Origin of the sequence: Paenibacillus sp. tmac-D7, assembly GCF_006519665.1 — a bacterium.
GTDB classification, from domain to species: Bacteria; Bacillota; Bacilli; order Paenibacillales; family NBRC-103111; genus Paenibacillus_G; species Paenibacillus_G validus.
In genome coordinates, this window is the sequence record NZ_VIDW01000051.1 from 1 (window position 1) to 13,371 (window position 13,371).

Annotated in this window: 13 protein-coding genes; 9 read left to right on the forward strand and 4 right to left on the reverse strand. The window is 54.0% G+C overall.

Annotated features, from left to right (window positions below):
* Nucleotides 1-145: 145 nt before the first annotated feature.
* Nucleotides 146-1,099 carry a tRNA modification radical SAM protein MnmL/YtqA gene (gene mnmL / locus FKP33_RS23035; protein ID WP_054797926.1) on the reverse strand — a complete coding sequence of 318 codons (954 nt, stop codon included), beginning with the start codon at nucleotides 1,097-1,099 and terminating at the stop codon, nucleotides 146-148.
* A gap of 200 nt (nucleotides 1,100-1,299) precedes the next feature.
* Here mnmL and FKP33_RS23040 point away from each other — a divergent pair, with 200 nt between their 5' ends.
* Both FKP33_RS23040 and trmB read left to right on the forward strand, forming a co-directional pair.
* Entirely contained in the window at nucleotides 1,300-1,800 is a 501-nt protein-coding gene (locus FKP33_RS23040; RefSeq protein ID WP_141336459.1) for a WGxxGxxG-CTERM domain-containing protein, read from the forward strand.
* Nucleotides 1,801-1,981: 181 nt separating this feature from the next.
* The gene (gene trmB, locus FKP33_RS23045) at nucleotides 1,982-2,719 is read left to right on the forward strand and encodes a tRNA (guanosine(46)-N7)-methyltransferase TrmB (RefSeq protein ID WP_054800200.1); all 738 of its coding nucleotides are present in this window, start codon (nucleotides 1,982-1,984) and stop codon (nucleotides 2,717-2,719) included.
* Between the two features lie 200 nt (nucleotides 2,720-2,919).
* On the opposite strand, the gene FKP33_RS23050 is transcribed toward trmB, so the two are convergent.
* Both FKP33_RS23050 and FKP33_RS23055 read right to left on the reverse strand, forming a co-directional pair.
* Nucleotides 2,920-4,062 carry an MGDG synthase family glycosyltransferase gene (locus FKP33_RS23050; RefSeq protein WP_141336460.1) on the reverse strand — a complete coding sequence of 381 codons (1,143 nt, stop codon included), beginning with the start codon at nucleotides 4,060-4,062 and terminating at the stop codon, nucleotides 2,920-2,922.
* 61 nt (nucleotides 4,063-4,123) lie between these two features.
* The gene (locus tag FKP33_RS23055; protein ID WP_054797928.1) at nucleotides 4,124-4,648 is read right to left on the reverse strand and encodes a phosphatase PAP2 family protein; all 525 of its coding nucleotides are present in this window, start codon (nucleotides 4,646-4,648) and stop codon (nucleotides 4,124-4,126) included.
* A gap of 498 nt (nucleotides 4,649-5,146) precedes the next feature.
* Between FKP33_RS23055 and FKP33_RS23060 the strand changes: the two genes are divergently transcribed.
* The 5 genes from FKP33_RS23060 to rplT all read left to right on the forward strand — a co-directional run bounded on the left by FKP33_RS23060 (nucleotide 5,147) and on the right by rplT (nucleotide 9,261).
* Nucleotides 5,147-6,319: a glycosyltransferase family 4 protein gene (locus FKP33_RS23060; RefSeq protein WP_141336461.1), complete on the forward strand. Its 1,173-nt coding sequence runs from the start codon at nucleotides 5,147-5,149 to the stop codon at nucleotides 6,317-6,319.
* 313 nt (nucleotides 6,320-6,632) lie between these two features.
* Nucleotides 6,633-7,868 carry a glycosyltransferase family 2 protein gene (locus tag FKP33_RS23065; RefSeq protein WP_054800199.1) on the forward strand — a complete coding sequence of 412 codons (1,236 nt, stop codon included), beginning with the start codon at nucleotides 6,633-6,635 and terminating at the stop codon, nucleotides 7,866-7,868.
* Between the two features lie 243 nt (nucleotides 7,869-8,111).
* Nucleotides 8,112-8,612, forward strand: coding sequence for a translation initiation factor IF-3 (gene infC, locus FKP33_RS23070; RefSeq protein ID WP_127610462.1), 501 nt, complete (start codon nucleotides 8,112-8,114; stop codon nucleotides 8,610-8,612).
* A gap of 27 nt (nucleotides 8,613-8,639) precedes the next feature.
* Nucleotides 8,640-8,843 (forward strand): 50S ribosomal protein L35, encoded by a 204-nt coding sequence (rpmI, locus tag FKP33_RS23075; protein ID WP_054797929.1) that lies wholly within the window; start codon nucleotides 8,640-8,642, stop codon nucleotides 8,841-8,843.
* A gap of 58 nt (nucleotides 8,844-8,901) precedes the next feature.
* Complete coding sequence (gene rplT, locus FKP33_RS23080) at nucleotides 8,902-9,261, forward strand: 50S ribosomal protein L20 (RefSeq protein ID WP_127610464.1); 360 nt, start codon at nucleotides 8,902-8,904, stop codon at nucleotides 9,259-9,261.
* A 180-nt stretch (nucleotides 9,262-9,441) separates the two neighbouring features.
* On the opposite strand, the gene FKP33_RS23085 is transcribed toward rplT, so the two are convergent.
* Nucleotides 9,442-10,521 carry a metallophosphoesterase family protein gene (locus FKP33_RS23085; protein WP_258313536.1) on the reverse strand — a complete coding sequence of 360 codons (1,080 nt, stop codon included), beginning with the start codon at nucleotides 10,519-10,521 and terminating at the stop codon, nucleotides 9,442-9,444.
* A 588-nt stretch (nucleotides 10,522-11,109) separates the two neighbouring features.
* On the opposite strand from FKP33_RS23085, the gene ilvB reads away from it, so the two are divergent.
* Together ilvB and ilvN are read left to right on the forward strand one after the other, a co-directional pair.
* A complete protein-coding gene (gene ilvB, locus FKP33_RS23090) occupies nucleotides 11,110-12,852 on the forward strand; it encodes a biosynthetic-type acetolactate synthase large subunit (protein ID WP_127610468.1) in 1,743 nt (580 codons plus the stop codon).
* A complete protein-coding gene (gene ilvN / locus FKP33_RS23095; protein ID WP_127610470.1) occupies nucleotides 12,849-13,337 on the forward strand; it encodes an acetolactate synthase small subunit in 489 nt (162 codons plus the stop codon). Before ilvB ends, ilvN begins: the two co-directional genes overlap by 4 nt.
* Nucleotides 13,338-13,371 lie beyond the last annotated feature (34 nt).

The following is a 13,371-nucleotide window of genomic DNA, read 5'->3' on the forward strand; positions in this document are numbered from 1 at the left end:
CAGCCGGTCGCGGCCAGCAGCGCGACCCCGAGCAGCAGAGCGGCGTTAGAGCGCTGCGGAATGGTTCTCATCGTCAAGCCCCCTCACATTCTGGAATCGTCGTCTTCCTACGAGGATCGAGGCTCGCTCGCGGGGAACGGTCGGTTCATGCCGAAGTCCACTTTTTCCCTTGCCAAGTGTCCCGGCGAACCAGTTCTTGGTCGAATGCGTTCAGCACTTCCCACTTCTTCAGGCTCCACATCGGACCGATCAACAAGTCGCGCGGCGCATCCCCGGTAAGCCGGTGAACGATCATGTCGGGCGGAAGCAGCTCCAGCGTGTCGACGACCAGGCTCACGTACTCATCTTTCTCGAGGAATTGCAGCAGCCCGGCTTCGTACTGCTTAACCATCGGCGTTTTGCGCATCAGATGGAGCAGATGAATTTTAATCCCTTGCACGTCCATATGCGCCACTTGCCGGCCGGTTTCCAGCATCATCTCGTGTGTCTCCTGCGGCAGCCCGTATATAATGTGGGCGCAAACGCGGATGCCGCGCGCCCGCAGCTTGGCGACGGCGTCCAGGTAGCAGGCGGTGTCGTGCGCGCGGTTGATGAGTTCGGACGTGCGTTCGTGCACGGTTTGCAGCCCCATCTCGACCCAGAGGTACGTCCGCTCGTTCAGCTCGGCCAAATAGTCGATCACATCGTCCGGCAAGCAGTCCGGCCGAGTGGCGATCGACAGCCCGACAACCCCGGGCTGCTGCAAGATCGCTTCATAATACTCACGGAGCTCTTCGACGGGAGCGTACGTATTCGTATAGGCTTGAAAATAACCGATATATTGCGCTTCCGGCCATTTCTGATGCTGCAGGTCGCGAATTTTGTTAAATTGCGTCACGAGGTCGTCGCGGCGGCTGCCGGCGAAATCGCCCGAGCCGCGGGCGCTGCAGAACGTGCACCCGCCGGTCGCAATGGTTCCGTCCCGATTGGGGCACGTAAAACCGGCGTCGAGCATCACTTTGAACACTTTGGTGCCGAATTGCCGGCGCATTTCGTAATTCCATGTATGAAACCGTTTATCTCCCCATAAACGGGGTCCGGTTGATTCCGTTGCTTGCATGGCGTATGGACTCCTTCAAATTCAGGTTGCTGCGAGCACGATGGCTCTCAATCATTTTACAAAAAACAGGGCAGAAAAGCGAACTTTCCCTTGACAATAGCCCCTTGTCCCGAATCGGATAACAAGAAGCGCCGAGGTTCATCCTATGGTTGCAGGGCGGCTAACCAACTTTCGATTGGAGAAGGGAGATTTCTCACATCATGAACAAGTTCGGTAAAACAGTGCTTGCGTTAGCGTTGACGACTGCATTAGGTTTCGGAGGTCAGGCGTTCGCCGAGACAGCTGCTACCGGTACAACCGGAACTACCGGTACGTCGGGCACGTATGGAACTTACAACACCAACGGGACATACGGCACCGGAGCGACTAGCGCCACGGGCAGTGTTAACCCGACTACGACGGGCACGGCCGGCTACGGCCCTTCGACACCGGGCACAAGCACGACCGGAACGACAACCACGACGGGAACCGGCTACAACGACAACATGCTCGACCGCATGAACACTTACCCGAATACCGCCGATCGCACCGGCTACGGGTATGGTGGCAATTACAGTACGCTCTCGTACCGGACGAACACGGCGAACAACGCAACCACGGCGAACGGCAGCAATTGGGGATGGTTGGGCCTCCTGGGTCTTCTCGGATTAGCGGGCATGCGCGGACGCAGCAGGGACGAGGATGTAGACCGTGCGAAGTAAAGTATAAAGACGGAAAGCCAGCCATCACGCACCGACTGCGGCCGAACCTTAAGCGAACGAACGATCGCCGGGGTTCGGTCTTTTCATTGCCGGTATTATTGAGTATAATCGACAAAGGAAAACGGCTGTCCCGGGTTTCAGAACAGGACGCGCGTAAATTGCGGTTGGAGGAAAATCGAGTATGCGGCTAAGAGGACGTAAAGGAATAAAAGAAGCGCTGGAGGCTCAGCCCGAGCTGGTTGTTTTGGAACCGCAGGCTCATAAGGGCCGTTGGCGGGAAGTGTTCGGCAATGACCGTCCGATTCATGTGGAGCTCGGCATGGGCAAAGGAAAGTTTATCAGCGAGCTAAGCGCGCTCAACCCGCAAACGAATTACATAGGCATCGACATGTACGACGAATTGATTCGCAGAGGCAGCGAGAAAGCACGCGATTCCCGTGAGGTTCATGGCGGCGACTTGTCGAATTTGCGGCTCGTTCGTTTCAATATCGAATATTTGGAGGACATCTTCGAGAGTGGTGAGCTGGACCGCATCTATTTGAACTTCAGCGACCCGTGGCCGAAAAAGAAGCACGCGCGCCGTCGGCTGACGCATGCCGCTTTTGTCCGTAAATACGAGAAAGTCCTGAACGATAACGGCGAAATTCATTTCAAGACGGATTCCCGCAGCTTGTTCGAATTTTCTTTGAACTCGTTCGCCGATCTCGGACTGAGGATGCGCAATATTTCGCTCGATCTGCATGCCGAAGGGCCGCGCACCGATCTGGTGATGACGGAATACGAGACGAAATTTTTCGAGCGGGGGATGCCGATTCACCGGGTGGAAGTCGTGATCGGCGAGAAGGCGCTGGCCGCTCATGTGAAGCGATTGGCGGAGGAAGACGAGGCGGGGGCTGAACCGGAAGGAAACGCGAACTAACTCCTGCGGCAAAAATAACGGAACGATCTCGCGTCTATTTGGTTGAATGACGGTTCGCCCTTTTTCGTTCCGATGGTACCTTACCGGTCCGCTATATTTCACCGGGCTTCGTCATAAGCCCTCCATCTTACTTTCGTTATGACATTGGCGGAGCTTGGCTCCGCGCGAGAAAGCCCTGACCCCCGGTCAGGGCTTTTCGGCTATGAAGACTTGGTCCAGCAGCCGGCAGCCGCCAGCTGATCGATGATCACGCGCGAACAATCCATCGGACGGTAAGCGGCTGCGCTGGTTCCACGCGCTTCACGTCTATGCCGCATGACCGGATATTGCTCCGCCAGCATGTCAAACCAACGATTGACGGTTTCCGGCGAGCGTATCGGTTCCCCGAGCCCCTGCTGAATGAAATATTGAAGGTTTTCCTCTTCCTGGCCCGGGATCGGCTCGTAGAACAGCATCGGGATTCCCTTCGCCATAGCTTCCGTGCATGTCATGCCTCCCGGTTTGGTGATCAGCAAGTCAGACACGTCCATCCATTTGTCGATTTCATGGGTAAAACCGAGCAGGCGCACATGGGGATGTCGAAACCGCTCATCTGCGAGCAGCGCAGCTTTGGCTTTCTCGTTGCTGCCGAGGCAAATAACGAGCTGTATGTCCTCCCGCCGCTGCACGAGATGATCGAGGAACGCTTTTCCCTTCATTAATCCCCAACCGCCGCCCATCACGAGCACCGTCGGCATGGCCTTTAGCCCGAAGCGAGCGCGCAGCTCGTCGCGGTTGTGCGCCTTCCAGAAATTCGGGTGCACCGGAATGCCGGTCACCTGAATCGAATCGGCCGGTACGCCGCGGCTAAGCAAGGTTTGCTTGGCGTCCTCAGTGGGCACCAGGTAGGTGTTCACTTCACGGCTTACCCATGCCCCGTGAACGTCGTAATCGGTAATGACCGTACATAAAGGAACGTCGAGACCGATTCGTTTCAGACGGGAAACGACCGCGCTGGGGAACGGGTGCGTACACACGATCGTATCGGGACGCAGCTGACGGATGACGGCTGCCGCCTGTGCGTAAAAAATGCGGTGCAAGGCGAGCTGTGTCATGCGGTTCAGCGATTTTTTGTAACGCGACCTGTACACCATCCCATACAGTCTGGGCTGGGTGGATACCGTCTTCCGGTACGCCGTAAATACCCAAGGAGCCAGCATCGGGTGTAAAAACTTCCCGAGCTCCAGTACGCGGGTTTGAATATCCGGCGCAAGCAGGCGCAAACTTCGGGCCAGCGCGTGCGCCGCTTGCGTATGTCCCGCCGCGAAGCCTTCGGATAACAATAGAACCCTCTTTTTACGCATTGGCGAATTCCCTCCACCGGGTACCTTGTGATTTAGGCTTGCCTTCCATGGGGCTTGCTTCCTACAGCACGGCTACAGCCGAGACGGCGGTTACAGTTCCGATCAAGCTGCCGGCCAGACAATCGGAAGGATAGTGCAGGCCCAAATAAATACGTGAAACGCCGACCAAAGCGGCGACCGGCAGGAACAGTGCGAACGTCCACGGGCCGATAAACATCAGCGGTACCAGAACGGAGAATACCGCCGTCGTATGGCCGGAAGGAAAAGAGTGGTCGGTCAGCGGATTTTTGCAGGCGCGGGTATCGGGAAGGACGAGATAAGGGCGCAATCTGGGGTATTTCTTCTTAATAATAGCCACGGGCAAATGACTCACGGCCAGCGCCGCGCAGCTCTGAATGCCGGCCGTTCTCCAATCGCCGCCGGTGAATAGGGCAATGGACAACGCGGTGACGATCATGACCGTCGCGCCTCCGATATGGGTAAAGGCATTAAAGAATAAGTCAAGCACGTCGTGCTGAATACGCTGATTCACAAAACAAAACATCCGTTTTTCATGATGCTGCAGCCAAGTTACGACACGGCTCAAGAGTTATCGCCTCCTGCTGTGGAATTAGCTTTCGTCATGCGCTTACTTTTATTGTAGCTGTCAATTGTTAATGGAGTATCAACGGAAAGAATAGAAAAAATTAATGTTGCATTGACGCCCCGTTAACAATGTTTGGATAAGATAGCTTGTGAAGCTTGCCGCTTGTAACGTATCCCTTAATACGGCCGGCCAACCCGAAAGTTTCCTTTGCAGCTGCTTCCCGCCTCGTGAACGTCTTCAGCCGGGTAGACTGTACGGCGTGCCATACGGTCCATTGTATTCTTCAGCCGCCGGTTTCGTCTCACCGTAAACCGCCGATGCCGATTGCAGTTTCGACAAAACCCCGGTTTATGCTTCCAATGTCAGTTTTGTCTCAGGTAATCCGCCAACGTGTATGACGGTTTCGACAAAACCCGGCTTATGCTTCCGATGTAGTTTTGTCTCACGTCATCTGCTAACGCGGATTACTGTTTCAACAAAACTTGGAGGAGGTTAATTATGAGAGTAGCCCTGTTTACGGATACGTATGTGCCGGATGTGAACGGTGTTGCGCAAACGCTCGGTCGATGGGTGAATTACTTGGAAACGCGCGGGGTGGAGTGCATGGTGTTTGCGCCGTTAAGTCACTCGGCTGCCGAAACGAATCAACGGATGGTGGAACGATTTTACAGTATCCCTTTTTTATTGTATCCGGAGTGCCGAATGGCTATCCCGAACCCGATGAATCTGAAGAAAACGCTCAGAGCTTTTGCCCCCGATCTGATTCATTTGGCGACACCCTTCAACTTGGGGCTGGTCGGGCTGCATTACGCGAAGCGGCATCACATACCCGTGGTAGCGTCCTACCACACTCACTTCGACCAGTATCTCGCTTACTATAAACTGCAATGGATGGAGCCGATCCTGTGGAAATACATGCTTTGGTTCCATCAGGACTGTCAACGCATTTACGTTCCTTCCCGTTCCGCAAAGAAACATTTGGAGGAAAAAGGGCTCAATTTCGTAGAAATTTGGTCCCGCGGCGTCGATATGCAGCGCTTTCATCCGTTCGCGGATCGAAAGGAAGTGCTTGCCGCCCGCAACCTTTCTCCGGGTAAGTTCGTCATGTTATATGTTGGAAGACTGGCTCCCGAGAAGAGCGTCGACGTGTTGATGCGCACTTTCGAATCGTTGCCGGCACACATGCGGGCCTGTTCGCACTTGATCATAGCTGGCGACGGGCCGCTGCTAAAGCCGCTTACGGAGCAGTATGGAGGTGATCCCGACATAACGTTTACCGGCTTTCAGCAAGGCAAGGCGCTGAGCGATCTCTATGCCGCGGCCGATGTGTTCGTGTTTCCTTCTGCAACCGAAACGTTCGGTAACGTCATCCTCGAAGCGATGGCTTCCGGGACGCCGGTTGTCGGAGCGAACGCCGGAGGCGTGGCCGACAATATCGAGCACGGCCGAACCGGCTTGTTGTGCGCTCCCGGCCAAGTTTCGGAATTTGTCGAAGCGGCGCACAAAATTTTCACGGACCGCTCTTTTGCGCAAAAACTTGCTGCGGCCGGACGAACCTATAGCATGAAGCAATCGTGGGACGCGATTTTCGCCGGATTGTACGACAGCTGCCGGAAGGTGGCGGAAGCGTCGTTACGATCGCGTGAGGAGAAAGACGTCGTATTGAAATAGTTTGTACCCCGGCATCTTCAGCGTGAAGAAAAATATTTCCAAATGCAGCTTATAAAAAGTTTGAAAAACGATGAAAATAAGACGTAAAAAGATGGATGGCGAAGAACCTGAGCGGAATTGCGGAGCTTTTTCCCCGAAATGACAGAGATCTGACTTAATCAAGCGGCATTGCGCTTTTGACAAATCGGACCAAAGAGAGGAAAATCATATTCGGCGACCCACGCATTCCTGATCACGCCATCGAATCCGTATTAAAAGCGAAAACTAGAAAAGAAAGAAAAAAGGGGTACATACAAAAAAAGGGGGATGTTTCATGTTGGACAGTATCCTGCTAGGCCTCCAAATTTTATTGGCTGTAATCGGAGGCTATCAGCTGCTTCTGTCGTTTTTCGGTTGGTATCGTCGTAAGAACAAGGCCAACCACGCGCCGCAAAAATCGTTTGCCGTACTCGTCGCTGCGCACAATGAGGAGCAGGTTGTCGGGGCGCTCATTGAGAATCTGAAGACGCTCGACTACCCTAAGGAACTGTACGATATTTTCGTTATTTGCGATAATTGCTCCGACAATACGGCGCAGATCGCCCGCGATATGGGCGTACACGCTTGCGAACGGAAAAATCCGAAGCTGCGAGGCAAAGGGTATGCCATTGAGTGGATGCTGAAGGAGCTTTGGAAAATGCCGCGTCAATACGACGCGATTGTCATGTTCGACGCCGACAATCTGGTGAACCCGGATTACTTGACACATATGAACAACGACCTGTGCAACGGCTCCAAAGTGATCCAAGCGTATCTCGATACGAAAAATCCGCATGACTCCTGGATCACCGCGGCTTATGCGATCACGTATTGGTATTGCAACCGCTTGTGGCAGCTGCCGCGGACAAATCTGGGGCTTGCCAACTACTTGGGCGGTACAGGCATGTGCTTTGAAACGAACTTGCTTAAAGAGATGGGCTGGGGCGCAACAAGCCTCGTAGAAGACTTGGAATTTACGATGCGCTGCGTCATGCGCGGCGTGAATCCGACATTCAACTACGATGCCAAAGTGTACGACGAGAAGCCGCTGACCTTCAAGGCCTCCGCGCGTCAGCGCCTGCGCTGGATGCAAGGCCACTTCGACGTCGCGCGCCGTTACTTCCTCCCGCTGTTCTGGTCGGGGGTTAAGGAGAGAAGCTGGGCCAAGATTGATACGGCGGTTTACGCGCTGAACGTTTACAACGTCTTTATTGGCTCGATATTGACGATCGTGCTTTGGATTAACTTGATTGTTCCGAATTTCGAGAAGTTTACGTCGCTTTACGAAATGGCGCCGTTGATGTTCGCTATTTACTCCGTTCTGTCCTACGGTCAGTTCGTTACGGCGATCGTGCTTGAGAAAGCGCCGCTTAAGACTTACAAGTATTTGATCACGTTCCCGGTTTATTTGCTTTCCTGGTGGCCGATCACGGTTTACGCCTTCTTCACGCAGAACAATAAGCAGTGGAGCCATACGGAGCACACCCGTGTCATCCGGCTGGAAGAAGTGCAGAGCAAGCAGGCGGGATAGCTGTAAATGGGACATTGACTTTACCCAAGAACTTGTGATATATTGTTTTGGTGCGAAGAAGAAGCGCCCGCTTCTCACCTGCCCGACTAAGGTTGGCTGGTTATGAATGAGAGTGAATGGCATGAATGACTGATTATGTAATCGGATCGTTCGATCACTTGAACCTAAACCGACGTGGGCGCTAAGCGCCTACGTCTTTTTTATATAATCCTTTGGAGGTGGCAGGTTATTAGTACAGAGCACATGATTAATGATGACATTCGGGCGAGAGAAGTTCGACTGATTGGGGCAGACGGGGAACAACTGGGCATTAAGCCGATTCGTGAAGCGCTGCAAATTGCGCAGGATCTGAATCTGGATTTGGTGAACGTTGCTCCTACGGCGAAACCGCCGGTATGCCGCATTATGGACTACGGGAAATTCCGCTATGAAACGCAGAAGAAAGAGAAGGAAGCCCGTAAGAACCAAAAAATCGTGGAACTCAAAGAAATTCGCTTGAGCGCTACGATTGACGAACACGATTTCCAGACGAAGCTGCGCAACGTCACGAAGTTCTTGAGTGATGGCGATAAAGTGAAGCTTTCCGTTCGATTCCGCGGACGTGAGATCGCTCACGCCGAGATCGGCCAGCGCCAGCTGGAACGGATGGCAGCCGAAGTGGAAGAGCTGTGCGTGATCGAGCGCAGGCCGAAGCTGGAAGGCCGAAGCATGATCATGATCTTGTCGCCGAAGCAGCAGCAATAAACTTCATTCTTTAAGGAGGAACACCCCATGCCAAAAATGAAAACACACAGCAGCCTGAAAGGCCGTTTCAAGATTACAGGTACCGGTAAAGTGAAACGTTACAAAGCTTACAAAAACCACCTGCTGTCGGGCAAATCCGGCCGCCAAAAGCGCGTGCTCGGAACGAACCCGGTCATGGCTCCTGGCGATGTAAGACGCCTGAAGCAGCAGCTTGCTAACATCAAAGGTTAATTGTCAAATTACGATTCGTTTCGTTATCCATAAACAACATTCTTGGAGGTAGATTGTCATGGCAAGAGTAAAAGGCGGCTTTATCCGCACTCGTCGTCGCAAGAAGATTTTGAAGCTTGCTAAAGGTTATTTCGGTTCGAAACATAGATTATTTAAAACAGCTAAAGAGCAGGTTATGAAATCCCTGCTGTACGCATACCGTGACCGTCGTCAGAAAAAACGCGACTTCCGCAAATTGTGGATCGTCCGGATCAACGCGGCTGCTCGCCAAAACGGCCTGTCCTACAGCAAATTGATGCATGGCCTGAAACTTGCTGGCGTAGAAGTAAACCGCAAAATGCTTGCTGACCTCGCGGTTAACGATATCAGTGCGTTCAACTCGCTCGCCGAAACCGCTAAACAAAAGGTTAACGCTTAAAGATCAAACATTAAAACCCATGGAGCGCGCTCTGCTGAACAGCTGAGTGCACTCCATGGGTTTTTTGTGTTATTACCTGGGGCAAGCCAGACTGATGCCGGCGAGCGAAGGATGGAGCATCCGACGCACGCCGGCACCTTGCGCATGGCTTCATGCCTTCGTTGTAAGGTTCCTTTCCGTTCACCTGCCGGGAACGGGCACGCTGAACTGAGCTTCAGGCACCCAGCGATTGCGGGCAAAGTCACGGCCCCGCACCTCCACCCGGTCTGCGAAGACGCGAACGAATAACCCTTCGCTATCTTCGGGCGCCGTCTCCGTTTCGCCTCCCTTACCGTCATCCGTTAAAGGATGACCTACGGAGGAGGTGTTGATCATGGTAAATTGATCCCATCTCATCGTATACGGCGTTTTCAATTCCCAGTGCGTGTGGCTTGAGAAGAAAATAACCTGCGGGTATTTCGACAAAATCGATTTGAGCTCGGTATAGGCCACGACCCCGCGATTCAGCCCGCTGCCGGCTACCGTGTAAGGAAGCGGCTGATGCAAGAACACGAAGATCGGATTGCCGGAACCGTCCTCCTCGTGGAGCTTCTCGTCCAACCAATGCAGCTGCTTCGCAGAAAGAACAGCATCCTCTCCATTACCCGGAGCGGATTGCCGGTATTGTTCCGAACCGAGCACGATAAACCGGTATCCTGCAATGATCCGCTCGAAATAGAGGTTCTCGGCGTTGGAGAATTGCAGGAAGCGCGTCTGGGACGTCTGCTCCGTTTCGCCATTGGGGAAGCTTGCCGGCTTCCATCGGCCCTGATCGTCATGCCAGGCTTTATAGTATTCGTGATTTCCAATCGCATACAAGAGCTTGTCCGGAAGCGGAGCAGTTTCCAGAATGTTCCGGAAAGCTTCATAATCCTCGGGTAAGCCGTCGGTCATGTCGCCGTTTAAGATGATGGCTTCCGCATTCGGATCGAGGTTATGCAGATCGCTTAAAGCGGCGCTTAACTTCTGATGGGACGACTCGTCTTCAGCGCGGACGTGCGCATCGCTGAGCACAGAGAATGTGAGCAGCGGCTGGTTTGACGGCGGCGACTTCGGTACGGGCTTCAATACCCGTCCGGCAGCCGGTGCAGGTGCGGCTTGCTGAACGGATGCCTGGGGCGAAGCGGCTTGAAGGTCGGACGGAAGGTTCGCTACAAGCAGAACGCTCAAGGCGGAAATGAGGATCAGAGCAGCGAGAATCGACAAGAGGGGCTTGCGCAACTTCAATCACTCCCTTCAAGTTTAACGGTACAGGTACGTCTTTTTACCCGACCTGTCCATGATTGACAACCTCTAACGACAACTTTCGCAGAATACCTTTCGTTCGCAACCGGCGGTTTTTGCCCGTAGGCGCGAAGCAAGGCCGAAATCGATTCTTCTTGACGAAGTCCTCGATTCGTCATATAATACATTAAAGTACAAAACAGCAGTTAACAGCTGTGAAGAGGACGAAGTGCTAAGGGCCCTTATGTTCAGAGAGCATTTGGATTTGCTGAAACCAATGCCATAATCCCTTATCTACGAGCTCACCTCGGAGCTGTTTTCCTGAAAAGTGCGGCTATGCCAAGCTGCAGCTAGTAGGGAAAATCGGATTGGCACTCGTTATTGTGCCGAGGGTAAGCGTAACGTTTGCTAGCAACGTTCATTACCTGCTAAGGTTATTTGCCGTGAGGCATTTAACAAATTTGGGTGGTACCACGGAAGATCAACCCCTTTCGTCCCGTCAAGCGCATTTGCGTTTGGGGGCGAGAGGGGTTTTTTGCTTATTTTACAAGCGTCGTCCTAAATCTAGAGAAGGAGGCCCAACCCATGATCGTACAAACCACACAAAAGTCTAAAGAGCAGCTTCGCGAAGAGCTGTTGAAGCCAGATGTCATCACCGGATCGGAAATGCTGTTGCGCAGCTTGCTGCTGGAAGGTGTCGATTGCGTCTTCGGTTATCCGGGTGGAGCGGTTTTATATATTTATGATGCGATGCACGGCAATCCCGATTTCAATCATTTGCTGACGCGTCACGAGCAGGGAGCCATTCATGCGGCGGACGGTTACGCCCGTTCGACCGGTAAGGTCGGCGTCTGTATCGCCACGAGCGGGCCGGGAGCGACGAACCTCGTTACGGGGATCGCCACCGCGTATATGGATTCGGTGCCGCTCGTCGTCATTACCGGCAATGTCGCGACGACGGTGATTGGAACGGATGCGTTCCAGGAAGCGGATATTACCGGCATCACGATGCCGATTACGAAGCACAGCTACTTGGTGCGCGATGTGAAGGATCTGCCCCGCATTATTAAAGAAGCGTTCCATATCGCATCGACAGGGCGCAAAGGTCCGGTGCTGATCGATATTCCGAAGGATGTCTCCAACGCGGCGGCCCCGTTCTCGTATCCGGACAAGGTGGATATTCGCGGCTATCATCCGACGGTGCAGCCGAACAAGCTGCAGGTCGACCGGATGCTGGAAGCCATCGCAGCGAGCGAACGCCCGATGATTATTGCCGGCGGCGGTGTTGTATATGCGAATGCGGCGGAAGAGCTGATGGAATTCGTGCGCAAAACGCGCATCCCGGTTACCACAACGCTGCTCGGCTTGGGCGGATTCCCGAGCGCCGACGATTTGTGGCTCGGCATGCCGGGCATGCACGGCACGTATGCGGCTAATATGGCGCTGCAAAACTGCGACCTGCTGATCGGCATCGGCGCCCGCTTTGACGACCGCGTGACGATGAAGGTGGACGGCTTCGCGCCGAAAGCGAAGAAGATCGTGCACATTGACGTCGATCCGGCGGAGATCGGCAAAATCGTCGAGACAGCCATTCCGGTAGTCGGCGACATCAAAGCCGTTCTGCAGCTGGCCAACCAGAAGGCGAAAGCGGCAAAGTCGGAGAGCTGGATCGCGGAAGTGATAGAGCTGAAGCGGAACAATCCGCTCAAGTACAACGACTCCGAGACTGAGCTGAAGCCGCAGTATGTGGTCGAGATGATTCATGAGACGACGAAAGGCGATGCGATCGTCACAACGGACGTCGGCCAGCATCAGATGTGGGCCGCGCAGTTCTACAAATTCAACAAGCCGCGTTCGTGGATCACTTCGGGCGGCCTGGGCACGATGGGCTTCGGATTCCCGTCGGCGATCGGCGCGCAAGTAGCGAATCCTGACCGGTTGGTCGTCTCGATCAACGGCGACGGCGGGATGCAAATGTGCTCGCAGGAGCTGGCGATTTGCGCCATTAACAAAATTCCGGTGAAAATCGTCGTCATCAATAACCAAGTGCTCGGTATGGTTCGCCAGTGGCAGGAAATCATCTACGATAATCGCTACAGCCATATCGACTTGGCCGGCAGCCCGGATTTCGTGAAGCTGGCGGAAGCTTACGGCGTGAAGGGCCTTCGCGCCACGAACAAGGAAGAAGCGCGCCGCGCTTGGCAGGAAGCGCTCGATACCCCGGGTCCGGTTCTCGTCGAATTCGTCGTTCGGAAGCACGAGAACGTGTTCCCGATGGTAACGCAAGGCTCGACGATAGATCAAATGATACTGGGGGATTCGGAATGACACGCAAACACACCATTTCCGTTCTAGTGAATAACCAGCCCGGTGTGCTGCAGCGCGTATCCGGCCTGTTCGGCCGCCGGGGTTTCAATATCGAGAGCATTACAGTCGGGGAATCGGAGGAGAACGGTCTCTCGCGCATGGTCATCGTCACGACTGGAGACGATCATACGTTGGAGCAGGTTTCCAAGCAGCTGTATAAGCTGATCGACGTCATCAAGGTCGTCGATCTGAGCTCCAATCCGATGGTCGCCCGCGAGCTCGCGCTCATCAAAGTGAATGCCGAGCCGAACATGCGGCCCGAAATTCTGGGCGTCGTCGAGACGTTCCGCGCAGCGGTCGTCGACATCGGCCCGAACTCGCTGATCGTGCAGGTCGTCGGCGATTCCGAGAAAATCGACGCGATGACCGAGCTGCTTAAGCCTTACGGCATTAAGGAATTATCCCGCACGGGCGTAACCGCGATGATTCGCGGTATGGTGAAGTAACCCAAAACATAGTACAATGTTCCTGTGAGTGGGA